The sequence below is a fragment of the Ruegeria sp. BC5 genome, assembly GCF_056539205.1.
On sequence record NZ_JBQFUN010000009.1, the window covers coordinates 136,638 to 161,396 of the forward strand.

The 24,759-nt window shown below is 56.6% G+C and carries 22 protein-coding genes and 1 pseudogene; 20 read left to right on the forward strand and 3 right to left on the reverse strand.

The genetic code is table 11. The features are described from left to right. The first annotated feature begins 162 nt into the window (after positions 1–162). The 5 genes from tldD to ACR0LY_RS17890 all read left to right on the forward strand — a co-directional run bounded on the left by tldD (position 163) and on the right by ACR0LY_RS17890 (position 7,152). Positions 163–1,584, forward strand: a complete 1,422-nt coding sequence (gene tldD, locus ACR0LY_RS17870) for a metalloprotease TldD (protein ID WP_170351433.1) — start codon at positions 163–165, stop codon at positions 1,582–1,584. Between the two features lie 228 nt (positions 1,585–1,812). Continuing rightward, a complete protein-coding gene (gene dprA / locus ACR0LY_RS17875; protein WP_170351435.1) occupies positions 1,813–2,940 on the forward strand; it encodes a DNA-processing protein DprA in 1,128 nt (375 codons plus the stop codon). Between the two features lie 161 nt (positions 2,941–3,101). Beyond that, the gene (gene topA / locus ACR0LY_RS17880; protein WP_170351437.1) at positions 3,102–5,720 is read left to right on the forward strand and encodes a type I DNA topoisomerase; all 2,619 of its coding nucleotides are present in this window, start codon (positions 3,102–3,104) and stop codon (positions 5,718–5,720) included. A gap of 101 nt (positions 5,721–5,821) precedes the next feature. Next, complete coding sequence (locus tag ACR0LY_RS17885; RefSeq protein ID WP_170351439.1) at positions 5,822–6,526, forward strand: CoA transferase subunit A; 705 nt, start codon at positions 5,822–5,824, stop codon at positions 6,524–6,526. Continuing rightward, positions 6,526–7,152 carry a CoA transferase subunit B gene (locus ACR0LY_RS17890; RefSeq protein WP_170351441.1) on the forward strand — a complete coding sequence of 209 codons (627 nt, stop codon included), beginning with the start codon at positions 6,526–6,528 and terminating at the stop codon, positions 7,150–7,152. Before ACR0LY_RS17885 ends, ACR0LY_RS17890 begins: the two co-directional genes overlap by 1 nt. A gap of 41 nt (positions 7,153–7,193) precedes the next feature. Here ACR0LY_RS17890 and ACR0LY_RS17895 read toward each other — a convergent pair whose 3' ends face one another. Then, positions 7,194–8,060, reverse strand: coding sequence for a lytic transglycosylase domain-containing protein (locus ACR0LY_RS17895; RefSeq protein ID WP_170351443.1), 867 nt, complete (start codon positions 8,058–8,060; stop codon positions 7,194–7,196). A 352-nt stretch (positions 8,061–8,412) separates the two neighbouring features. Between ACR0LY_RS17895 and ACR0LY_RS17900 the strand changes: the two genes are divergently transcribed. The 15 genes from ACR0LY_RS17900 (at position 8,413) to pdeM (ending at position 23,666) form a co-directional block, all read left to right on the forward strand. Next, on the forward strand, positions 8,413–8,631 hold the full coding sequence (locus tag ACR0LY_RS17900; protein ID WP_170351445.1) for a Flp family type IVb pilin: 219 nt from the start codon (positions 8,413–8,415) through the stop codon (positions 8,629–8,631). A 90-nt stretch (positions 8,632–8,721) separates the two neighbouring features. Beyond that, entirely contained in the window at positions 8,722–8,934 is a 213-nt protein-coding gene (locus ACR0LY_RS17905; RefSeq protein WP_170351447.1) for a hypothetical protein, read from the forward strand. A 152-nt stretch (positions 8,935–9,086) separates the two neighbouring features. After that, a complete protein-coding gene (gene cpaB / locus ACR0LY_RS17910; RefSeq protein ID WP_170351449.1) occupies positions 9,087–9,962 on the forward strand; it encodes a Flp pilus assembly protein CpaB in 876 nt (291 codons plus the stop codon). A gap of 192 nt (positions 9,963–10,154) precedes the next feature. Beyond that, positions 10,155–11,561: a type II and III secretion system protein family protein gene (locus ACR0LY_RS17915; protein WP_170351452.1), complete on the forward strand. Its 1,407-nt coding sequence runs from the start codon at positions 10,155–10,157 to the stop codon at positions 11,559–11,561. A gap of 16 nt (positions 11,562–11,577) precedes the next feature. Then, a complete protein-coding gene (locus ACR0LY_RS17920; protein WP_170351453.1) occupies positions 11,578–12,207 on the forward strand; it encodes an OmpA family protein in 630 nt (209 codons plus the stop codon). A gap of 195 nt (positions 12,208–12,402) precedes the next feature. Continuing rightward, complete coding sequence (locus tag ACR0LY_RS17925; protein ID WP_170351455.1) at positions 12,403–13,635, forward strand: CpaE/TadZ family protein; 1,233 nt, start codon at positions 12,403–12,405, stop codon at positions 13,633–13,635. 25 nt (positions 13,636–13,660) lie between these two features. Beyond that, a complete protein-coding gene (locus ACR0LY_RS17930; protein ID WP_170351457.1) occupies positions 13,661–15,094 on the forward strand; it encodes a TadA family conjugal transfer-associated ATPase in 1,434 nt (477 codons plus the stop codon). An 11-nt stretch (positions 15,095–15,105) separates the two neighbouring features. Then, positions 15,106–16,074, forward strand: a complete 969-nt coding sequence (locus ACR0LY_RS17935; protein ID WP_170351459.1) for a type II secretion system F family protein — start codon at positions 15,106–15,108, stop codon at positions 16,072–16,074. A 10-nt stretch (positions 16,075–16,084) separates the two neighbouring features. Next, positions 16,085–17,065 carry a type II secretion system F family protein gene (locus ACR0LY_RS17940; protein WP_170351461.1) on the forward strand — a complete coding sequence of 327 codons (981 nt, stop codon included), beginning with the start codon at positions 16,085–16,087 and terminating at the stop codon, positions 17,063–17,065. A gap of 49 nt (positions 17,066–17,114) precedes the next feature. Further along, entirely contained in the window at positions 17,115–17,654 is a 540-nt protein-coding gene (locus ACR0LY_RS17945) for a tetratricopeptide repeat protein (RefSeq protein WP_226689821.1), read from the forward strand. Between the two features lie 30 nt (positions 17,655–17,684). Further along, positions 17,685–18,536, forward strand: a complete 852-nt coding sequence (locus tag ACR0LY_RS17950) for a tetratricopeptide repeat protein (RefSeq protein ID WP_170351463.1) — start codon at positions 17,685–17,687, stop codon at positions 18,534–18,536. A 3-nt stretch (positions 18,537–18,539) separates the two neighbouring features. Next, entirely contained in the window at positions 18,540–19,085 is a 546-nt protein-coding gene (locus ACR0LY_RS17955; protein ID WP_170351464.1) for a prepilin peptidase, read from the forward strand. A gap of 117 nt (positions 19,086–19,202) precedes the next feature. Then, the gene (locus ACR0LY_RS17960; protein ID WP_170351466.1) at positions 19,203–20,510 is read left to right on the forward strand and encodes a P-loop NTPase family protein; all 1,308 of its coding nucleotides are present in this window, start codon (positions 19,203–19,205) and stop codon (positions 20,508–20,510) included. Positions 20,511–20,550: 40 nt separating this feature from the next. Next, a complete protein-coding gene (locus ACR0LY_RS17965; protein WP_170351468.1) occupies positions 20,551–22,962 on the forward strand; it encodes a ligase-associated DNA damage response DEXH box helicase in 2,412 nt (803 codons plus the stop codon). Between the two features lie 41 nt (positions 22,963–23,003). Further along, positions 23,004–23,666, forward strand: a complete 663-nt coding sequence (gene pdeM / locus ACR0LY_RS17970; protein WP_170351470.1) for a ligase-associated DNA damage response endonuclease PdeM — start codon at positions 23,004–23,006, stop codon at positions 23,664–23,666. A gap of 6 nt (positions 23,667–23,672) precedes the next feature. On the opposite strand, the gene ACR0LY_RS17975 is transcribed toward pdeM, so the two are convergent. Together ACR0LY_RS17975 and ACR0LY_RS17980 are read right to left on the reverse strand one after the other, a co-directional pair. Continuing rightward, positions 23,673–24,422 (reverse strand): LytTR family DNA-binding domain-containing protein, encoded by a 750-nt coding sequence (locus ACR0LY_RS17975; protein WP_170351472.1) that lies wholly within the window; start codon positions 24,420–24,422, stop codon positions 23,673–23,675. A 207-nt stretch (positions 24,423–24,629) separates the two neighbouring features. Next, positions 24,630–24,759, reverse strand: a pseudogene (locus ACR0LY_RS17980) (bifunctional methylenetetrahydrofolate dehydrogenase/methenyltetrahydrofolate cyclohydrolase); the annotation flags it as partial.

The following is a 24,759-nucleotide window of genomic DNA, read 5'->3' on the forward strand; positions in this document are numbered from 1 at the left end:
GTCTGATCTTAGCTTCTCTGGCGAAAAGGTGTGAATCAGTCGCACCTCTCCCGTTGTCTTTGGCCGCGTTAAAAACCATATTCCGGCGGGTAGATAAAGCAAAATGCTTGCGTCAAACAGACGCTATTTTTGATCTGGATCAAACCGGAAAGGTCCCAACCGATGCCCAACGACCCGTTTCGCCCGTTTGAAAGCGTTCTTCCGCAGGACGAAGCGCTTGCAGTTTTGCAGTCGGCCACCGCCGGGGCCGTGGATGGTGAGCTGTTTGTCGAGCGGCGAAAATCCGAGTCTCTGGTCTTTGACGACGGGCGTTTGAAGACGGCGTCCTATGATGCTTCCGAAGGATTCGGCCTGCGTGCTGTGCAAGGTGAGGTGGCGGGCTATGCACATTCCACCGATGTTTCGATCCCGGCGCTGAAACGGGCCGCCGAAACCGCGCGTCTGGCGGTAGGCGATGGTGGTGGCACCTTGGCCGAGGCGCCCCGCGCCACCAACACGCGGCTTTATACGGACGAGGATCCGATCGAATCGGCAAGTTTCCCGGTGAAAATTGAAACACTGCGCGAAATCGACGCCTTTTCCCGCGACCTCGACCCTCGCGTCGTGCAAGTCAGCGCCACGATCGCCGCCGCTGTGCAAGAGGTCGAGATCCTGCGCCCCGACGGGGTTCTGGTGCGCGATGTGCGTCCGATGACCCGCCTGAACATCTCGGTCATTGTCGAACAGAACGGCCGCCGTGAAAGCGGCTCGGCCGGGGGTGGCGGACGCGTTGGTCTGGATGGCCTCATCGACCCGACAGACTGGCAGGACAAAGCACGCGAGGCGCTGCGGATCGCTTTGGTCAATCTGGACGCCATCCCTGCCCCGGCGGGCGTGATGGAGGTGGCCCTGGGCCCCGGCTGGCCCGGTATCTTGCTGCACGAGGCCATCGGACATGGGCTGGAAGGCGACTTTAATCGCAAGGGCAGCTCGGCCTTCGCGGGCCTGATGGGACAGCAGATCGCGTCAAAAGGCGTCACCGTCGTGGATGACGGCACGATTGCCGACCGACGCGGATCAATCACTGTAGATGACGAAGGCACGCCCAGTTCGCGGACAGTGCTGATCGAGGATGGCGTTCTGACTGGTTATATGCAGGACCGTCAGAATGCGCGTCTGATGAATGTTGCGCCCACCGGAAACGGGCGGCGGCAAAGCTATGCGCACAAGCCCATGCCAAGAATGACCAATACGGTGATGTTGGGCGGCAACGCCGATCCTGCTTCGCTTGTGGCCGATATCAAAGACGGTATCTGGGCCGTGGGCTTTGGTGGTGGGCAGGTGGATATCACCAACGGCAAGTTCGTGTTTTCCTGCACCGAGGCGTACCGCGTTGAAAACGGCAAGATTGGCGCCCCGGTCAAGGGTGCAACCCTGATCGGCGACGGACCCTCCGCCCTGAACCGCATCCGGGGATTGGGCAATGATATGGCGCTTGATCCGGGTATGGGCACCTGTGGGAAAGACGGCCAATGGGTGCCGGTAGGTGTCGGCCAGCCAACCGTTCTGATGGACGGCCTGACCGTCGGCGGATCTGCTGCCTGACACAGAATCGGTCACCGGCAAGGTTAACGCCACGTGTGAACAATCAATCGATATTGATGCCTGTCTGAGAATTTCCATCGGGCAGGCAGTTTATTTTCCTGTTTGTTATCTGACGGTTACACCAAACACGCTATCAATTCTGGGAAATTTTCTGAATAATTTGACAAGATTTACAAGCTGTTAACCCCCTCAGTCGTAAACCAGTTCTGCAATCAGGCGGAGCAACGGATGACCGAAGAGCAGCTTTCTTCCTATCACCCCACACTCCCACCCACCACGGAAGAGGACCGGTTCTCCTGGCTTCGTCTGTTGCGCTCGCGCAAGGTCGGCCCGGCGACGTTTCGTCGGCTGCTGCGCGAACATGGCTCAGCGCAGAATGCGCTGGCCGCGCTGCCTGAAATGGCACGTGCCGCCGGAATTAAAGGGTATGAAATTTGCCCGCCTGGCGTGATTGAGGCGGAGCTCAAGGCCGCAAAAGCCGCAAACGCGCGGCTATTGTGCCTTGGGTCCGCTGATTTCCCCACTGCCCTGAACGATTTGTCCGATGCCCCACCGATGCTTTGGGCCATTGGCGACGTATCCGTGTTGCGCAAGCCCTCAATTGCGATGGTCGGTGCGCGCAATTGCTCGTCTTTAGGGGCGCGGATGGCGCGTGGCCTGGCAACCGACCTCGGAAAACAGGGATATGTCGTGGTCTCGGGCCTGGCCCGCGGGATTGACACCTCGGCGCATTTGGCGGCGCTGAATGCTGGCACGGTGGCGGTCATGGCCGGCGGCGTAGATGTAACTTATCCTGCGGAAAACACCGATCTGGCAAGGGACATCGCCCAATCTGGCCTGCGCCTGTCGGAACAGCCCATGGGCGTGACACCGCAAGCCCGGCACTTTCCCCGTCGTAACCGCATTATCTCGGGCCTGGCACAGGCTGTTGTGGTGGTTGAAGCGGCAGCAAAATCCGGCAGCCTGATCACCGCACGCGACGCGCTGGATCAAGGGCGCGAGGTTCTGGCAGTACCCGGCCATCCTTTCGATGCCCGCGCCGCCGGTTGCAATCTGCTGATCCGCGACGGGGCCACTCTGGTGCGGTCCGCCGAAGACGTTATCGAAGCGTTGCCAGAACAACAGTCCGAATTATTCGAGACCACAGTTCCCGAAATGACACCCGAACCCGTCGCCTCGGGTGCCGCCCTTCATCGCGAAATTCTGGCTCGGCTTGGTCCTTCGCCCATCGCCGAGGACCAGTTGATCCGCGACATCGCAGCCACGGCAGGCGAGATTGGTCCGGCGCTGGTTGATCTGGAATTGGACGGGCGCATCCAACGTCAGCCCGGTGGGTTGCTGTCACTAACGGCCTGAGCAAGCGTCTCACGCCCCGCGCTGATTTTTTGAAGGCTATCGCGCTGAAATCGCCGTAAAATTCACGTATTTAAAGGAACGCATTGACAATTCGCTCTTGCCCTACACATCTTGCACGATCATAGAAGGCGCCCAATCCGTCGAGCGAGGTTTCCCCTTAAATGCCTGTTGTTGTTGTAGAATCCCCGGCCAAAGCCAAAACAATCAACAAATACCTTGGCCCTGATTACACTGTCCTGGCATCTTATGGTCATGTTCGCGACCTGCCCCCCAAGGACGGTTCCGTCGACCCCGAGCATGAATTTGAGATGAAATGGGAGGTCGGCAACGACAGCCGTAAACATGTCAAAGCCATCGCCGACGCGCTGAAGGAAGACAATGCCCTGATCCTTGCCACTGACCCCGATCGTGAGGGAGAGGCGATCAGCTGGCACTTGCAAGAGGCGCTGACCAAACGCCGTTCGATCAAAAAGGATACGCCCGTCAGCCGCGTGACCTTCAACGCCATCACCAAAGACGCGGTGACCGAGGCGATGCAGAACCCGCGTGAGGTCGATATGCCGTTGGTCGAGGCGTATCTGGCCCGCCGCGCGCTGGACTATCTGGTCGGGTTCAACCTGTCTCCGGTTTTGTGGCGTAAACTGCCCGGCGCGAAATCGGCAGGACGTGTGCAATCGGTCTGTCTGCGCCTGATCGTCGAGCGCGAGATGGAGATCGAAGCGTTCAAACCTGTCGAATACTGGTCGGTACGTGCCCTGTTTGAAACGCCACGCGGTCAGACCTATGAGGCACGCTTGGTCACTCTGGCGGGCAAAAAGCTGGACAAGCACGAATTGGCCAATGCCACTCAGGCGGAACTGGCGGTTCAGGCGATCACCAGCCGCGCGCTCAGCGTTACTTCGGTCGAAGCCAAGCCCGCCGCGCGCAACCCCAGCGCACCGTTCATGACCTCGACCCTGCAACAAGAGGCCAGCCGCAAGTTTGGCATGGGTGCCCGCCATGCCATGCAGGTGGCGCAGCGGCTGTATGAGGCGGGTTACATCACTTATATGCGGACCGATGGTATCGATATGGCGCCCGAAGCCGTGGCCGCCACCCGCGATACAATTGCCGACCGGTATGGCGCGGAATATGTGCCGGACAGCCCACGCATGTATAAGAACAAGGCCAAGAACGCACAGGAAGCGCACGAGTGTATCCGCCCAACGGACATGGCGCGGGATGCCAAGGCACTGAAGGTGACGGATGAGGATCAGCGCAAGCTGTATGACTTGATCTGGAAGCGCACCATCGCCTGTCAAATGGCCGCCGCGCGTCTGGAAAGAACAACGGTTGAGGTTGGCAGCGCCGACGGCCAGGTTGGCCTGCGTGCCACCGGTCAGGTGGTGCTGTTTGACGGCTTCATGCGCGTGTATGAAGAGGGTCGCGATGATGTGGCCGATGACGACGAAAAGCGCCTGCCGCAGATCATGCAGGGTGATCCAGCACCGTTTGCCAAGACATCGCTGAAGGATCAGTTCACCAAGGCTGAGGACAAGGCCGCCATCCTGTCCGACAACGAATCCGTTCTGGCCCTGCAACACCACACCCAGCCGCCGCCGCGCTATACCGAGGCCACCTTGGTCAAGCGGATGGAAGAGCTGGGGATCGGGCGCCCCTCGACCTATGCCTCGATCGTGACCACGATTCAGGACAGGGAATATGTACGCAAGGACAAGAACCGTCTGATCCCCGAAGAAAAAGGCCGGATCGTAACGATCTTTCTGCTGAATTTCTTCCGACAATATGTTGGCTATGAGTTCACCGCCAATCTGGAGGAACAGCTGGATGATGTCAGTGCTGGGGACCGCGACTATAAGGACTTGTTGGGCAAGTTCTGGCGCGATTTCTCGGCCGCCATTGGCGAGACATCGGAATTGCGTATTTCCGAGGTGTTGGACAAGTTGGACGAGGCACTGGCGCCGCAACTGTACCCCCCGCGCGAGGATGGGTCTGATCCGCGTATCTGCCCGAAATGCGGCGTGGGACAACTGCACCTGAAGACCTCGCGCACGGGCGGGTTTGTGGGTTGCGGCAACTATCCCGAATGCACCTATACCCGTCCCATCGCGGGCGAAGGGGCCGAAGGCGACGAACGTCTGCTGGGTGAGGATGCGGGCGATGAGATTTGGCTGAAATCCGGCCGGTTCGGTCCTTACGTTCAGCGCGGCGAACCCACGCCCGAGAACAAGAAGCCGCCGCGCGCGTCCCTGCCGCGCGGGTGGAGCAAGGATGACATGGATCTGGACAAGGCGCTGACGTTGCTGTCCCTGCCCCGCCAGATCGGCGAACACCCCGAGGGCGGTATGATCAGCTCGAATTTTGGGCGGTTTGGACCGTATCTGATGCACCAATTGCCCGAGGAAGCAAAACCGGTCTATGCCAACCTCAAAGACCCCAACGATGTGTTCGAGATCGGTATGAACCGCGCAGTTGAAATGCTGGCCGAGAAGCGCGCCAATCCGGGGCGCGGACGCGGGGCCGCTGCCAAACCGCTCAAAGAACTGGGCGAGCACCCCGATGGCGGCACAATGCAGGTTCTTGATGGGCGGTATGGGCCATACGTGAAGTGGGAAAAGGTCAATGCCACCATTCCCAAGGATATCAAGCCCGGAGACGTGACGCAGGAAATGGCCATTGAGCTGGTCAATGAGCGGGCTGCCAAGAAGGGTACCAAGAAAAAGGCCGCACCCAAGAAAAAAGCGGCAGCCAAGAAAACGACCAAGAAGGCAGCCACCTAAGGGTGGCTAGGTAGAAATACCACCACCCCCTTGGATTCGTTGACTTCCCCGTGACGTGGCGGCACAACCTGCCCATCACCATGTCATTGGGGGAGTTTTCCATGAAGAAAGTCTATGCCAATGCCACCGAAGCGCTTGATGGGGTGTTGTCGGATGGCATGATGATCGCAGCAGGCGGGTTCGGCCTGTGCGGTATTCCTGAATTGCTGTTGGGGGCGATCAAGGAGTCGGGCGCTCAGGACCTGACCTTTGCCTCGAACAATGCGGGCGTCGATGATTTCGGCATCGGCATCTTGCTGCAAACCAAGCAGGTCAAGAAGATGATCAGCTCATATGTCGGCGAGAACGCGGAATTCATGCGTCAGTACCTGGCGGGTGAGTTGGAATTGGAATTCAACCCGCAAGGCACTCTGGCTGAGCGTATGCGTGCCGGTGGTGCCGGTATTCCCGGCTTCTATACCAAGACAGGTGTGGGCACCGTGATCGCTGAGGGTAAGGAGCATAAGGACTTCAACGGCGAAACCTATATCATGGAAGAAGGCATCTTTGCCGATCTGGCCATCGTCAAGGCATGGAAGGCCGACGACACCGGCAACCTGATCTTTCGCAAGACCGCCCGCAACTTTAACGTGCCCGCAGCGACCTGCGGCAAGGTCTGCATCGCCGAAGTCGAAGAGATCGTGCCACGCGGTTCGCTGGATCCCGACCAGATCCACTTGCCCGGCATCTACGTGAACCGGATCATTCAGGGCGATCACGAAAAACGCATCGAACAGCGCACCACCCGCAAGAAGGAGGAAGCATAATGCCCTGGGACCGCAATCAAATGGCCGCCCGCGCGGCGCAAGAGCTGGAAGACGGCATGTATGTGAACCTAGGCATCGGGATTCCGACGCTGGTGGCGAACTATGTGGGTGATAAGGACATCACTCTACAATCCGAGAACGGCATGCTGGGCATGGGCCCCTTCCCGTTCGAAGGTGAAGAAGACCCCGACCTGATCAACGCGGGAAAACAGACGATCACTGAATTGTCGCGCACGTCCTATTTCGACAGCGCCACATCCTTTGCGATGATCCGGGGCGGTAAGATTGCTGCAGCGGTACTGGGAGCTATGGAGGTTGATGAGGAAGGTGATCTGGCCAACTGGATGATTCCCGGCGTTTTGGTCAAGGGCATGGGCGGCGCGATGGATCTTGTGGCCGGTGTTGGCCGCGTGATCGTTGTGATGGATCACACTAACAAGCACGGCAAGTCCAAGCTGCTGAAGAAATGCACCCTGCCCCTGACCGGAAAACAGGTAGTGGATCGCATCATTACCAATCTGGGTGTTCTGGACGTGGTTGAAGGCGGCCTGAAGATCGTTGAAATTGCCGAAGGTGTAACCGAAGACGAGATTCGCGCCGCCACCGAGGCCAAGATCGTCAACTAATCCACTAGATTGAAAAGGCCCGCCAGTTCTGGCGGGCCTTTTCAATTCAATGTCTGGAACACACAGCCATCCGAAATCAGCTCGGGCGGGGTTGAACAAAGGGCCTTGGCGATCTGAAAGGCCGCAAGGACTTTGGGCACGTAATCCCGCGTCTCGGCATAAGGGGGAACTCCGCTGTGCTTGCGCACAGCACCTTCACCCGCATTATATCCTGCCAGCACTAGGATCGGGTCATTTCCAAATTCTTCCATCAACCAGTTCAGGTATTTCACACCGCCCGAGATATTCTGAGACGGCTGCAAGCTGTCCTTAACACCAAATCGTTTGGCGGTGGCTGGCATCAACTGCATCAACCCCTGCGCCCCGGCTGAGCTGACCGCATTCTCACGACCTGCAGATTCAACCGAAATCACGGCCAGCACCAAAGCCGGCGATACATTTGTTCCTACGGTTGAGCGCAGAATCTCGATCCCTTGTTGTTGCGCAATGTTCTGGAGCGTCTGCAAACGCGGTGAGGCCACATTGGTCGCGGCCAGCGCGTTTATGGCTGCATCCAACCGCCAGGCTCCTGCTTCGGCCAAAGCAGGTGAGATTTTATCCCAGAAAGCCTTGTAAGACCCGACCGGTTTGTTTTGCGATCCAGTCCCTGGAACACTTGGGGGTACAACCTTGGCGCGTTTGACGATCTCAGGAATAACGAGCTCGGCCCCGGTGCTGGGCGCGAAGGGCGCCGATGCATGTTCTTCGGGCGAAATCTGAACAGTTATCTTGGGTCGCGTCCCCGGTTTGGGGGGCTTTACTCTTTTATATACGCCCCTGGGTTCAACTTCATTCGCGATAGCGGGCAAGGGCCCTGACATCATCAAAGCCAACGTGCCGGCGCAGATCATTGCGTCCCGGAGTTTCATTTTGCCTGCCTCATGTTTTTTCTTTTACGGGATTTGAACCGCGAATCCCGTTGTAAAGCCAGAGAAACACGTCGAAATGGGGCAATTTCGCCTCATTTGGCGCAATTTTGCATCGGCAACACAGAACACCCCAATCGGTAACGAACTTTTATTTGTTTATTTTCAATAGGTTGAAGAAAAAACTACCAAAAAGTTAAGCGGAAAAGAAAAAAAATGGTGTTTAGCCCAATTCCTGCCACGCCTGACAGGCAATCATAGTGCCATACCGAGACGGTCGGGAGCGGACTGAGAGAGAAAGCTCTGATAGACCCCGAGGTTTATTTGACTTTTGATCCTTTAGGAGGGACGTAACATGATCAAGTTCATCAAGAACTTCCGCAAAGACGAAGACGGCGCCGTAACAGTTGACTGGGTCGTTCTGACTGCAGCTATCGTTGGCCTGGCCGCAGTTGCTTACAGCGCGATCGGTGATGGCACCGCAGCTCTGTCGGGCAAAATCGGTACCGAAATCAACGGCACCACGGTTGAAGACATCAAAACCAAGTTCGGCACGACGACCTCCGGCGGCTAATAGAAACGCCGGTAGAGATTTATATGGTGGGGCCATGCTTGCTTAGGCTTGGCCCCTCTTTTTATGCAATATCCCTAAAGTGGTACTCCTATGCTGAAGAGACTTGCAAAATTTTCTCACCAAGAGGATGGGGCCGTAACGGTTGATTGGGTCGTGCTGACAGCCATGCTGGTTGGCTTTGGCTCTTTCATCGGTCTTTACATCGCAGATCCTGTGCAAAACCTGGACGCAAAAAATGGTGCCGCAGTCTCTGCGGTTGAGGTTCAAGACATACGCACAAAGTTTTCCGCCACCAGCCCCTGATGCGGAAACGCCTCAGAATGAGTGCGGAATTACAATCACGAAATTAATCGAGATTGTCCCCCTTTTCGACACAATTTAACATTACGAAGAAATGGACTTCGTCGTAATGTCGCGGCGAACAAACCGATATAGAACAATACGAGGGGACGTGAATGCGTGCAGTATTTGGACTTGTCCTGATTGTCGGGGTGGCTTTGGCCGGAGGCGCCGTCTATTTGGCGCGCGACTACATCGCACAGCATCAGGACCAACTCGCCCGAGAACGCCTGGCCGCGCAACAAGCGTTGGAAAATGCCGCCCTAGAAGGGACCACTGGCGTTCTTGTATCCAACCGAGCCATGAAATACGGAGAGCGCCTGACCAAGGAAGACGTTCGTGTCGTCAACTGGCCTGACGAAGCAATCCCGGAAGGCAGCTTCATGGACATGGCCGTTTTGTTTCCTGAAGACGCTAAGGGAGACCGATTCGTCCTGAGAGCGATGGAAAAAGACGAGGCCCTCATGGAGGTCAAAGTTACCAATCCTGGGGAGGCCGCAGGTCTGACCTCACGGATAGAAAAAGGTAAACGCGCTTTTGCGATCAGCGTTGATGTTGCGTCTGGTGTTTCTGGCTTTTTGCGCCCTGGTGATAGTGTAGATGTGTATTGGACCGGAACCGTTAACAGCAACCTTCAGGCTGGAGTCGGCGAAATCACCCGCCTGATTCAGACCAACATCGAATTGGTCGCGATTGACCAGTCAGCGGGATCAGATCTGACGGGCACAACAATTGCGCGTACTGTGACAGTAGCCGCCACCCCAGAAGAAATCGCGGCTTTGGCCCAAGCACAGAACACAGGTCGCTTGTCATTGGCCTTAGTTGGGGTGCAGGACGACACAATCGCAAGTGCGGTTGAAGTGGACCAGCGAAAACTGTTGGGAATCAAAGAAGCAGCCCCCGCCCCGGTTCAGGCTGAAGAACGGAAATGCTACACGAGAGTTCGACGTAGCGGAGAAATTGTGCAAACCGAAATTCCTTGCACAAACTGACGTTAAATCAGAGATTTACCAATACAAGCCGCGCCAACTGCGCGGCTTGTTTCGTTATGCATGTTGCGCATTGTCCACATAAGGAAAATTCCAGAAACCCTTGATTATTGCAATAAATTCGTAATTCGCGCAGTGTTACCTGACATAGGGCATAGACCCAAAAAACGAGGCGTGATCGGAGAGGCAGGTCACATGACAATACGTACTTGGATCAGCGCAACCCTTATGGGGTTGGCGCTTATAGTTGGTCCGGTCGGCCATACGGCCTGGGCTGAAACTTTGCGCGTGGTAAAGAATGGTTCAGCGGAAACGCTGGACGTTCCGATGAACCGCGCAATTGTGGTGGAAAGCGAAGAACCTTTCGCCGAACTTAGCATTGCTAATGCCGGCATCGCCGATATCTCGTCGCTTTCGGATCGCACTATTTATGTGCTGGGTAAGGCACCGGGTCTGACTACGCTGACCCTGTTTGACGGCGCGGGTAACCTGCTGGCAAATGTTCGGGTTCGCGTATCGCCGGATGTATCTGAATTCAAAGAGCGTTTGGTTCAGATTTTGCCAGGTGAACAGATCGAAGTGCGCACAGCCAATGATGGCATCGTCCTTTCGGGAACGGTTTCCAGCGGCGCAAAACTGGCGCGGGCACTGGAACTGGCCGAGCGTTACGCGCCCGAGCGTGTCTCGAACCTGATGTCAGTTGGGGGCGTACAGCAAGTCATGCTGAAAGTACGCTTTGCCGAGATGAACCGCTCGGTGGCCAAAAGCCTGACCGCTTCGCTGGGCTTCGGCGGCGGTGACGTGACAGGTGGTTTCAACACCCTCAACAATGCGGGTGCTCTGGCCAACGCACTGAACGACAACATCCCCATACTTCAAACAAATACAGGCGCCATCCTGTTCGGCTTTGGGGCCGGATCGACGCAGGTGCGTTTGCTGCTTGAAGCATTGGAGGCCAAAGGTCTTGCCCGCAGTCTGGCAGAGCCAAACCTGTCTGCCCTGTCGGGTCAGGAAGCAACCTTCCTTGCCGGCGGTGAAGTTCCCATTCCGGTGCCGCAAGAAGATGGTGTTATTGCCATTGAGTACAAGACGTTCGGCGTTGAAATCGACTTTATTCCACGCGTTGTGGATGGCGATCTGATCAATCTTGAGCTTGCCGCCGCCGTGTCCAGCATTGACACCAGTTCAGACTTTACTATCCAAGGCGATACAGTTCCTAGCTTTGTCACTCGTCAGACCAGCACGACGGTTGAATTGCGAGATGGTGAGAGCTTCGCAATCGCGGGGTTGATTCAAGATGACTTTGCAGACCTGAACAGCCAAGTTCCCTGGGTCGGTGATATTCCGGTGCTGGGAGCGTTGTTCCGCTCTGCGGAATACCAGCGCCAACAAAGCGAACTGGTTATCATAATCACTGCGCATCTGGTTTCGCCGACACGTGGTGAAGCGCTGGCATTGCCAACAGATCGGGTCAAGCCGCCCAGCGAATTTGATCTGTTCGTGAACGGCAAAGTCGGTCGTACAACGCGCCCGGGTGCCGGCGCAGCCTCGGAAGTGGCCAAGCAGGACTTTGGCAGCTCCTACGGCTACGTTCTGGATTGATAGGAGGATAGGACCAATGCAGAAGTGGATAATCACACTGGGTCTTTCGGTTGCTGTCGCCGCTTGCACGCGTGAAGCCGGGTATGAAGTTGATCAAGGTGCTTTCGGGAATGCGACCCTGAACAACACCCAGGTCATGAACGGCGAACTGACCTATGCCCAAATCCTGGGTCAGCGGTTCGCGGCCGAGGTTCCGACGCAGATCAACTTTGCCTTTGACAGCGCAAAGCTGGACGAAACGGCTCAGCGGGTTCTGTTGCGGCAGGCTGCTTGGATCAAACAGTTCCCCGAAGCGCGGTTCCGGGTCTATGGCCATACCGACGCCGTCGGTTCGACTGGTTACAACAAGGCACTGGGCCAGCGACGCGCCAATGCGGCGGTTGCCTTCCTGACACAGCAGGGCATCTCGCGCTCACGTCTTGAGGCTGTCGTTTCCTTCGGCAAGTCACGCCCGTTGATCGATACCCCGAATCGCGATCGGCGAAACCGCCGCACCGTGACCGAGGTTTCGGGCTTTGTGGATCGCAACCCGCTGGTTCTGGACGGCAAGTATGCCGCCATCGTCTATCGCGAATATGTACAAAGCGCGACGTACGAGGCGCAACTGCGTAGCCAGACACGAGTTGGCGATACAACCGAACAATAAGTCGGATTTGGGCGACATCGTCGCCCATTTCCCTACAATTGGTTCTTTTGCGCCTAAATCTTGCCTAAGTTCCAAGCCAAATTTTCAACAATTAGGTGACCTGCGGCCAAATCTGGCCGCGACGGGGCAAGAGCGAACCAGACAGAATCCTCGGGTTCTCTGGGTTGGTCGGCTCTCGCGACAAGGATTGTGTTAATGACGAGCGCATCGCCACAAGATGATAAAAACGCCATTCTGGCCTGCACCATCAGCCGTGACGTCCAGAATTTCGACCTTCTGATCGAAGATATGGAGGTTGCACTGGGAGAACGATGGGGTGATCTCGGTTTTGCCGAAGCTCTGGCATTCTTCAGCCAACCTGATGCCGATTCTTTGGAGTTTGTCGCCTTGGCGATTGACGGCGAAGATGAGGACAACTTGTCCTTGATGGGTGAGATCATCACGCGAGCCAAAGAAAAGAAGATAAAAATCGTCCTAATCGCCGAAGACGTCACTCCGGCGTCTCTGCACCAACTGTTGCGCAAAGGCGCGGACGAGTTCGTCCCCTACCCTCTGCCCGAAGGCGAATTGCAGGAAGCTATCGCCAGGATGAACCAGCCCGATCCAGTTGCAGTACAGCAGGCCGCTGCACCTTTGGCGCAAGGTGAATCGAAAGAAGGGGCCCTCTTTGTGGTCCACGGACTTGCCGGAGGCGTCGGTTCCACCACTATGGCAGTCAATCTGGCCTGGGAATTGGCCACCGTATCGGACAAAGACGCGCCATCAGTCTGTCTGTTGGATCTGGATCTGCAATTCGGCACAGTTTCGACCTATCTGGATTTACCACGGCGCGAAACTGTCTTTGAAATGCTTTCGGACACATCGCTGATGGATGACGACGTATTTTCTCAAGCGTTGCAAACCTATGAAGAGAAACTGCAGGTTCTGACAGCGCCATCGGACATGGTGCCGCTGGATCTGATCACACCCGAAGATATTCAGCGCGTGATCGAAACGGCTCGTCGGAACTTTGATTATGTGATCGTGGACATGCCCTCGACGCTGGTTCACTGGTCTGAAACCGTTCTTCAGGCCGCACATGTGTATTTCGCCATGATTGAACTGGACATGCGCTCGGCTCAGAACGCGCTGCGCCTGAAACGTGCACTGCAGGCCGAGGAATTGCCTTTCAACAAATTGCGCTTTGCTCTGAATCGGGCGCCGAAATTTACCGATCTGAACGGCAAAAGCCGGGTCAAACGAATGGGTGAAAGCCTGGGGATCTCCATTGACCTGCAATTGCCGGATGGCGGCAAGCCGGTCATGCAGAGTGGCGACCACGGACAACCGCTGGCCAATGCAGCCGCCAAGAATCCGCTGCGTCGCGAAATCGCGAAGCTTGCGAAATCGCTTCATAGTTTGGGCAGCAGCGACGCTGAGGCCGCGTAACCAGTACTAAAGGGAGAGAGCCGCCGTGTTTTCACGTTACAAGAAACAGCCCGAAGCGCAGCCGGTTCAAACTCCGGCCGCGACACCTGAACCTGTTGCGGAAAAAAAGCCCACTGCTAATGCCGTCGCTCGACGGCCCGTGCAGAAAAAGGCGGCCGAACCGGTGGCCGGAGATCGCGATCGCAAGCGCAAGGAACGCCTTGGCGAGATCAAGATCGAACTGCATCGCGAACTGTTGGAAAACCTGAACCTAGCGGCGCTCGAAAATGCAGGCGAATCTGAATTGCGCGCGGAAATCAGCTCGATTGTCAGCGAAATTTTGGAAACCCGGAATATTGTTCTGAACCGCGAGGACCGCTCGCAGTTGAACAAGGAACTGTATGACGAAGTGACGGGTCTTGGCCCGCTTGAAACCTTGCTGCAGGACGATACTGTCAACGATATTCTGGTCAACGGTCCGCAACAGATCTTTGTGGAACGCGACGGTAGGCTGGAAATCAGCGACATCACCTTTAAAGACGAAAAGCATCTGATGCGGATCATCGACAAGATCGTGTCCGCTGTGGGACGTCGTGTCGATGAATCCAACCCTTACGTTGACGCTCGCTTGGCTGATGGTTCGCGTTTCAATGCGATGGTGCCGCCGATTGCCGTGGATGGATCGCTGGTCTCAATTCGTAAGTTCAAAAAAGACAAGCTGGGCATCGATGACCTGGTGAATTTCGGAGCCTTTACCGAAGAGATGGCCGCTTATCTTCAGGCCGCCGTGTCAACCCGTCTGAACATCATCGTTTCTGGTGGTACGGGTTCGGGTAAAACCACCACACTGAACGCCTTGTCCAGTTTCATCGATGACGCAGAACGCATCCTGACAATCGAGGATACGGCGGAACTTCAGCTGCAACAGACCCATGTGGGTCGGATGGAAAGCCGTCCGCCCAACGTCGAAGGCAAAGGTGAGGTCAGCCCGCGCGACTGTTTGAAAAACGCCCTGCGTATGCGTCCTGACCGCATTATCGTGGGTGAGACGCGTGGCGCCGAGGTGATCGACATGTTGCAGGCCATGAACACCGGCCACGACGGTTCGATGACTACGATCCACGCCAACTCGGCGCGCGACGGGATTTCGCGCCTGGAAAACATGATCGCAATGGCCGGTATCGAAATGCCAATCAAAGCGGTAAGAAGCCAGATTTCGTCTGCTGTGAACCTGATCGTGCAGGCCAGCCGTTTGCAGGATGGTTCGCGTCGGATGACCTCAATCACCGAGATTACGGGCATGGAAGGCGATGTGATCTCGATGCAGGAAATCTTTAAATTTCAACGTGTTGGACTAACACCGGACAACAAAATCATCGGTCACTTCACAGCGACCGGCGTGCGCAGTCACTATTCTGAGCGCTTCCGCCTGTGGGGCTTTGACCTGCCCGCTTCGGTCTATGAACCAACGAATATGTAGGAGATCTGGCAATGCAACTGCCTGTTGAGGCGCTCATCTATGTCGTGATCTTCGTCGCGGTGTTCGCCCTAGTCGAAGGCATCTATCTGGTGGCTTTCGGCAAATCCATCAGCCTGAACAGCCGTGTAAACCGGCGTCTGGACATGCTCGACAAAGGTGTCGGGCGGGAACAAGTGCTGGAACAGCTGCGCAAGGAAATGCAGCAGCATATGAAAACGCAGAGCATCCCGCTCTATTCGCTGTTGGCTGACAAAGCGCAGAAGGCAGCTATTGCCTTCACCCCGAAACAACTGATCATGGTCATGATCCTTTTGTCAGGCTTTGCTTTCGTCGGCCTGAGCGTCGGCACCGCAACGGAAATGGTTCTGCGGGTGGCATTGTCGGTCTTTATCGGTGTTGGCGGTGTCTACACCTGGGTGAGCCGGAAGGCCGGTAAACGCATGGGCATGATGGAAGAGCAACTGCCTGACGCGGTTGAATTGATGGTCCGATCCCTGCGCGTGGGCAACCCATTTGTGTCGTCTATTCAGATTGTCGCAAACGAAGTACAGGACCCACTGGGAACCGAGTTCGGTGTAATTGCCGACGAATGCGCATATGGCCGGGACGTGGGTGAGGCGCTGAGTGATCTGGCTGAACGTCTGGACATGCAGGACCTTCGCTTTCTGGCGGTGGCCGTGGGTATTCAACAACAGTCAGGCGGTAACCTTGCTGAAATTCTGGCTGGTCTGGCCAAGGTGATCCGCGCCCGTTTCCGCCTGTTCCGGCGTGTAAAGGCGATCACCGCCGAGGCAAAATGGTCCGGCAAGTTTCTGTCAGGGTTTCCCCTTTTCTGCCTGCTGTTCATCATGGTGACAGATCCCAATTACTATGACGACGTGGTTGATCATCCCCTGTTCATCCCGGCCTGTTTCTTCGTGGGCATCATGCTGACGCTGAACCTGATCGTGATGCGCGTTCTTACCAACATCAAGGTCTGAGGGAATTGCAATGGAAGTTCTGGCCCCAATCAACGACCTGATCAAACAGTACCTTGGCGAATTCGGTCCACTTATCGTGATCGGCGTTTTGGGTCTGGCGATGATCTTAATCGCTGTCACTCTGATGCTGAACCAACCAGAGGACCCTCTGAAAAAGCTGCAAAAATCCACTGCCGCACCAAAACACGATAAGAAATCCAAAAAGGACAAGCTTCGCAACACCAGTCGCAACGAGCAGCTTGAAAAGTTCGCAACATTCCTTGAGCCGCAAAACGAAGCCGAACTGTCGGCAATGCAGCTAAAGCTGCGGCAAGCCGGATATCATTCAAAGGATGCTGTGCGTTTCTTCCACTTTGCACAATTTGCGCTGGGTATTATCGGCATTCTGGTCGGCGTCATGTTGGTTACCGTACTGTCGGGTGGCCAGGAATTCACCGGTCAACAGATGGCTCTTAGGGTTCTGATTCCGGCAGGTGCAGGATATTTTCTGCCGCGCTACTGGATCACCCGGCGTGTTGCCGAACGTAATGAAGCAATTGTCGCCGGTTTTCCCGATACCCTGGACCTTATGCTGGTCTGCGTCGAGGCCGGACAATCTCTGGATCAAGCCATTGTACGGGTTGCACGTGAGATGAAGGCCTCCTACCCCGATATCGCGCAAGAGTTCGAAATTGTCGCTTATGAATTGAAGGCTGGTAAGGACAAGGACACGGTTTTGCGTGACTTCGGAACCCGCTGCGGCGTGCAAGATGTCAGCTCATTCGTGACCGTCATGATCCAGTCCGCGACGTTCGGCACCTCGATCGCCGAAGCGCTTCGGGTCTACGCTGGCGAAATGCGCGACAAACGGGTCATGCGCGCCGAAGAAGCCGCTAACAAGTTGCCAACCAAGATGACTCTTGCCACAATGATCCTGACGGTGCCGCCTTTGCTGGTTATTCTGGTCGGACCTTCGGCAAAAGGAATCGCTGATTTTGCGGCGGGTAATTAATAACCCAAATTTAGTAGGCTTCAGGCGCATCCACGACGGTATACGCCACATGCTAAAGGCCGCCATGGTGATCGCCATGGTGGCCTCTTGCACTGAGACAGGGTCGTCAGATGATCTGGACGTCCCCGGAATTGACCCTAAAGGTCAAAGGGCGGACGAAATTACGGTGGGAAACCGGTTGATGGCCGCCGGGGAATACGAGCTGGCGCTGGATTCTTTTGCCCGCGCCGCATTGGATCAGGGGATGACAACACAAATCCTGACGGCGATGGGCACGGCCAATCTGGGACTCAGACGTCTAGGACAGGCCGAAACCCTACTGCGACGGGCCGTCAAGGACAATCCTGACTGGCCAGTTGCTTGGAACAATCTAGGCGTGGTGCTGGTCGAAAAGGGCGAATATCCCGAGGCCGCGCAGGTTTTCAAGCGGGCCTTTGCGCTGGACAATGGCGAAAGTGACGCAATCCGGGACAATCTGCGCTTAGCGCTCGCAAAAATGGAAAATCCTGTTAATACTACGGCAGAAGAACAAGAATATACGTTGGAGCAGCAAGGCGACGGGCAATTCAAGCTGCGCAAGCTCCCGTAAAACAGGCAAGAGCAGTAAGGGACGCAAAAAATGCGCCAACAATTCTTGATTGCGCCAATCGTGATGTGCGGGCTGATCCTTTCTGCCTGCGAAAAAGAAACCGAGGAAGAAAAGGTCGAGCGTACCTATCAGGAGGTCAACGTCATTGACGAGACCAACCTGAACGAGGTCTTGCTGACCGCCGCCGATCCAAATGAGGCGGTCACCTACTTTCAAGGCGCCGCCGCCAAAAATCCGGGTCGGATCGACCTGCAGCGGGGACTGGCGATTTCCTTGTCTCGTGCGAAACGGTCGACCGAAGCCGTCGCCGCCTGGAAAAAGGTGACGACGATGAAAGGCGCCGGAAGCGTCGACAAGCTCGAATATGCTGACGCGCTTGTCCGTGCCGGCAATTGGGGGCAGGCCAGATCGGTTCTGGATACCATTCCACCCACTTATGAAACCTTCAAACGGTATCGGCTTGAAGCGGTGGTCGCAGACTCCAAACAGGATTGGAAACGCGCAGACCACTTTTATGAAACCGCGGTCGGCCTGACCACGCGCCCCGGTGGTGTCATGAACAATTGGGGTTATTCCAAGCTGACACGCGGCCAGTTTGCCGAAGCCGAACGCCTGTTTACCGAGGCGATCCGTCAGGACAAATCCCTGTTCACCGCCAAGAACAATCTGGTTCTGGCCCGGGCTGCGCAAGGAAATTACAGCCTGCCGGTTGTTCCCATGACACAGGTGGAACGCGCCAGGCTGCTGAACACGATGGGTATCTCTGCGGTCAAGCAAGGGGATGTGGCGACAGCCAAAAACCTGTTCCGCGAAGCCATTGCCACCCATCCACAGCATTTTGACGAGGCTGTCCGCTCGCTGCGCGCGCTTGAGGATGCCTGATTGATGAGTATTCCCGCGTTTGCTGCGCTGTGGTTTCTTCCGTTTGTTCTGCCGATCTGCTTTTACGTGGCGTTCACAGACTTGCGGGACATGCTGATCAAGAACCACGCCGTTGTTGCGCTGGCCGTCATTTTCGCCATTGTCGGGTTGTTTGTGCTGCCCCCGTGGTCCACCCAGTGGACCTCACTAACGATCTGGTCGTTCTCGGTGACACTTCCCCCTTATGTCTGGCACTTGCTGCATATTGTGACCGTGCTGATCTTGGGTATTCTGTTTAATGCCGCTGGCGTTTTGGGTGCCGGGGATGCCAAGTTCATGGCCGCCGCCTCACCTTTTGTCTGGTCTGGGGATTGGGTTCTGGTGATTTTTATTCTGGCAGCCACCACGCTTGCTGCCTTTGTCACGCATCGACTGGCCATGCATACCGCGTTGCGCAACGTTGCGCCAAATTGGGAAAGCTGGAACAGGAAGAAGCACTTTCCAATGGGCCTGCCTCTTGGTGGCAGCCTGGCTATTTACCTGATCTTAGGCACTGTTTACGGCTCGTAAACTATCATTAACGCGCCTTGTCGCCGCCTTGGTACTGCCACAAAGCCGGGCCAGATTTCCCCTAAGCGGCCCTTTTTGGGGCCATTGGCGTGAATACTGGATAGACGGGCGACGCTCATGAATATGCAGACAACTTCGGTAATGGCCCCCCCTGCCCCAAAGGGTTTGGGCGAAATGAGACTGCCCATCGTCATGATGCGCGACATCATGTTGAAAACGATCTTTCGCAAGAATGTAGACACCGTGTCCGAGATCGCCGTGGCGATTTGTCTGCCGGGCTCCGTCACGCAGGAACTGATCGACATGGCCCGCGAGCAAAAACTGATCGAGGCCACCGGCACCCTGAATGCCAACAGCGGCAATGAGATGGGTTATCAGCTGACTGATGCCGGCAAGGCCCGCGCACTGGACGCGTTGAGCCAGTCAGAATATTTCGGCGCCATGCCCGTACCGCTGGACGTCTACCGCGAACAGGTGAAACGCCAGTCGATCCGCAACATTCAGGTGACCCGCGACCAGCTGATTGGCGCAATGGGCCACTTGGTTCTGCCCGACAGCCTGCTGGATCAATTGGGCCCGGCGGTCAGCGCCGGTCGCTCGGTCCTGATGTATGGCCCTCCGGGCAACGGTAAATCCTCCATTTCAAACGGGATTCGCGATGCACTGGGCGATAATGTCTATGTGCCTTTCGCCATCGAATATGCCGGTCAGGTGATTACGGTTTATGACCCGATCGTTCATACTGCGATTGAACAGGAGCCAGACGATCCCAACAGCCTGCGCCGCCGCAAACGGTTCGACACACGCTATGTTCAGTGCGAACGTCCAACCGTGGTTACAGGTGGTGAATTGACGCTGGGTATGCTGGATCTGGTTTATAACCCCACAGCGCGAACCTATCAGGCCCCTTTGCAGTTGAAATCGACCGGCGGTATCTTCATCGTGGACGACCTTGGCCGTCAGCAGGAACCACCGCAGGCCCTGATTAACCGTTGGATTGTTCCGCTGGAAGAGAACAAGGATATCCTTGGCCTGCAGTCGGGTGAAAAGTTCGAAGTTCCCTTCGACACGCTGGTCATCTTCTCGACCAACTTCCACCCGAATGAAATCTTCGACCAAGCGGCCCTGCGCCGGATCTTCTTCAAGATCAAGATCGACGGCCCGAACCAGGAGAACTTCCTGAAAATCTTTGCCATGGTGGCGCGCAAACGCGGCATGCCGCTTGACGAGGCTGCTCTGGTCCATCTGTTGAAGGTTAAATACCCGACCATCAACAATATCTATGCGAATTATCAGCCGATCTTCCTGATCGACCAGATGATCTCGATCTGCGAGTTTGAGGGCATCCCTTATCAGATGAGCCCTGACCTGATCGACCGCGCATGGTCCAACATGTTCGTCAAGGACGAGACCATCGTCAAATAACGCCGTGCCATTTCGGTAAAGGGCCGGGTAATCTGCGCGTATGACGCAGATTCCCGCCCGGATCACATCTTGGTTTGCCGCCAAGGGCTGGTCCATTCACCCCCATCAACAAGATATGTTCAACCGGGCCTTGGACCCGGCCACGTTGCTGATCGCGCCGACCGGGGGCGGCAAGACAATGGCCGGGTTTTTGCCGACATTGGCGGAACTTGCAGATGGCACGCATGAGGGGTTGCACACGATTTATGTGTCTCCGCTCAAGGCACTGGCCGCTGATATCCGCCGCAACCTGCGCGGCCCTGCCGATGAGATTGGCCTTCCCATTCGGATCGAAGACCGCACCGGCGACACCTCGGCCACGCAGAAAAAGCGGCAGCGTGTAGACCCACCCCATATTTTGCTGACCACCCCTGAAAGCTTGGCCCTGCTGACCTCATACGAAGACGCACCTCGGATGTTTGCGGGGGTGCAACGGGTGATTGTCGACGAAATCCACGCATTGGCCGAAAGCAAGCGAGGAGATCAGCTGATGCTGGCCTTGGCGCGGCTGCAAACCCTGTGCCCTGACCTGCGCCGGGTCGGTCTTTCAGCTACGGTCGAGGACCCGCAGGCCATCGCGCGCTTTCTGGCCCGGCACCCGGACCCTTGTCAGATTGTGCAGGCCGACCCAGGACCTGATCCGGATATCCGCATGCTGGAAACGCAGGAAATGCCCCCCTGGTCCGGTGGTGGCGCTGCTTATTCGATCCCGGCGGTGCTCGAGCAGATCAAGCAACACAAGACGACGCTGATTTTCCACAACACCCGCGCGCAGGCCGAAATTTTCTTTCACAATCTGTGGCTTGCCAACGATGACGGCCTGCCCATCGGCATTCACCACGGCAGTCTGGACCGGCAGCAACGCGAGCGGGTCGAGGCCGCCATGGTGCGGGGCGACCTGCGCGCCATAGTATGTACCGGCAGCCTGGACCTTGGCATCGATTGGGGTGACGTGGACCTTGTGATCCAAATTGGTGCGCCTAAAAATGTCAAACGATTGGTGCAACGGATCGGGCGGGCAAACCACCGCTACAACGCGCCCTCCAAGGCCCTGCTGGTACCTGCCAACCGCTTTGAGGTGGTGGAATGCGTCGCGGCACTTGAGGCCGCCAGAGCGCATGATCTGGACGGTGAACCGCGCGGCTCTGGCCCCCGCGATGTGCTATGCCAGCATATCTTGATAGCGGCTTCGGCAGGCCCGTTCGACGCCAGCGCGCTTTTTACGGAAATGACCACAGCGGGGCCATACGCGCGTCTGTCACGCGATGAATTCGACGCCTGTCTGGAATTCTGCGCGACCGGAGGTTACGCCCTACGCGCCTATGATCGCTGGCAGCGCTTGCAACAGCGCGCAGACAGACAAATGCAGCTGCGCGACCCGCGCGCAGCGCAGCGTATCCGCATGAACTTGGGCACCATTCAGGACACCGACACGCTGAAGGTACGTTTGAAACGCAACCGCGGAGGCAAACCGCTGGGTGAAGTGGAAGAGGCCTTTGCCGCCTCGCTAACGCCCGGAGATACCTTTCTGATCGGGGGGCAGATTGTCCGCTATGAGGGCCTGCGCGAGATGGTGGTTGAGGTCAGCCGCCGTGCGGACAGAAAACCAAAAGTTGCTGTTTTTGCGGGCACGAAATTCGCCACCTCGACGCAGTTAAGCGACCGGATTCTGCGGATGTTTGCCCAGCCGGATTGGCCGCAACTGCCTAAACACACTGCCGACTGGCTGTCTCTGCAGCGCGACATGTCTCGCCTGCCTCAACGCGACCGGCTGCTGATCGAAAGCTTTCCGAATGACGGGCGCGAGAATCTGTGCGTCTACGGTTTCGCTGGCCGCAACGCACAGCAGACGCTGGGCCTATTGCTGACCAAACGTATGGAGGAAACCGGACTCGCCCCGCTGGGTTTTGTCGCAACCGATTATGCCACACTAATCTGGGGGCTGGATGCAGTGACCGACCCGCGGCCCCTGTTTCAACTGGATGCCCTGCGTGACGGGCTTGAGACTTGGTTGGCCGGAAATGCCGTGATGAAACGGACCTTTCGCGCCTCGGCCACGATTGCTGGGCTGATCGAACGGAACATGGGCGGTCAGCGCAAAAGCGGTCGTCAGGCGACGTTCTCGTCGGATATCCTTTATGACACCTTGTTGAAATACGACCCGGATCATTTGTTGATGCAGATCACCCGCGAAGAGGCCATGCGCGGGCTGGTGGATTTCGGGCGGATCGAAGCGATGATCGCCCGGATCGGAGACCGTATTGATCTGCTGCGGCTGGATCGCGTATCGCCTCTTGCCGCCCCTTTGTTTCTTGAGGTCGGCAAGGTTCCGGTCAAGGGCGCGGCCGAAGAACGGCTATTGGCAGAAGAAAGCGCACGTCTGTTGAAGGCGGCGGGGTTAACACCTGATTGATACGGCTTGCGTCCGGAGGTGAAACACGCAAAGAACGCATCATGAACGAAGTGGCGTTTTCATTTGCGGGGCAGACTCTGAAGGCATTAGGATCAGGGGCCCTGTGGTGGCCGGATCAGCAATTGCTGTGCGTATCCGACCTGCATCTGGGCAAGTCTGAGCGCATCGCTCGGCGGGGCGGCCCGAGTCTGCCGCCTTATGACAGTCAAGAAACCCTGACCCGGCTTGCTGTGGATATTGCCAGAACCAATCCTGCCACCGTGATCTGCCTGGGCGACAGCTTCGACGATCTGGAAGCTTCGGTTGCAATGCAAGCGGCTGAACAGCGTGATATCACGGCCCTGCAGGCTGGTCGGCGCTGGATCTGGATCGAGGGTAATCACGACCCTGGCCCGATTGATCTGGGCGGTACGCATCTGTCCGAGTGTAAGATTGCCCCGCTGACTTTCCGCCATATCGCGCAGGCACCAGCGCAAGCCGAGGTGTCAGGCCACTACCACCCCAAAGCACGTCTGAACGCGCGGGGTCGAACCATCACCCGGCCCGCCTTTTTGGTGGACAAGACGCGGCTGATCCTACCGGCCTACGGCACATATACTGGCGGGTTACACAGTACGGATCATACACTGGACGCTTTGATGGATGATCAGGCCATAGCCATACTCACCGGATCGCATCCTCGGGTCATTCCAATGCCCAGATAGAGTGGCTTAGATAAGGCCGTCTAGCTCTAACCCCGGTTTGTATTTTCGGCTAATCGGAACCAGATCGGTGTTCTTCAGACGCAAGAAGGTTTTTCCGTCCAGCTTTTCAACCCCGACAATGGCATCGTCTGCCACCCAATGGGAACGATGCGTACAGTGGCCGGGTACCGGTTCCATCTCGGCGATCGCATCAGTCAGGCGGGATCGGATGGTGAATGTCCCCGCTGAAGTCACAACATCAACCGCATGGTCGCGGACTGTCAGTCGATAGATCTGACCGGAAAACGACTCTGGCAAACGCTTGGTCAGACGTGGCGAGGGTGGCGCGATCTGATCCTGCACCGGCTCATCAACGTGACTATACCCGCGCACCAGGACCAGCCCGGTTGCAAACAGGGCACCATAAGGGGCCACCGCCAGAACATCCGGCGCCTGTAGCCCCCCGGCAGAGAACAGCAAATATGACATAAGCCACATAGATGGCACGAACAAAACCAGAATGAAGAAAACCAGCGCAATGTCACGCCAGCTGAATTGGGCTTCTGCGAAAAATTTCCGGCTCACGCGTGTGACAATCCAGGTCACGCACAGGGCCAATCCCAGTACACCGATCCAGAAAACAAGCCGCTGGGGATAGGTCAGGTAGATGGCCGGAAAAGGCTGGAACGCACTGGCCAACAAAGGTGGGAAACCAACGCCTGCAATCACTCGGCGTAACGTGAATTCGGCCAGAATTGGTCTGGGCACTTCGGTCATACATACTCAACAAACAAGACTACAGGTTCCAGCCCAACACCACACGGCTTTCACCAATCTCTCGTAACCGGCTGGAATAGCTTACTTATCACCAATTTACCGGACATTCAAACCCGGCCCTTGAAACTTAATTCAATCTTCAGAAAGCAAATGGACCAAAAAGCGTTTGCTCTTCGGTCCATTTGTTCAAATTTATTTTCCCTGAGATCAGGCTGTCAGGCCTTCGGGCTCTGGCAAGGCATTGGTGCGGCAGCAGGCGGTCAGTGTGTTGGCCAGCAGGCAGGCGATGGTCATCGGTCCGACGCCACCGGGCACGGGTGTGATCGCTCCGGCGCGT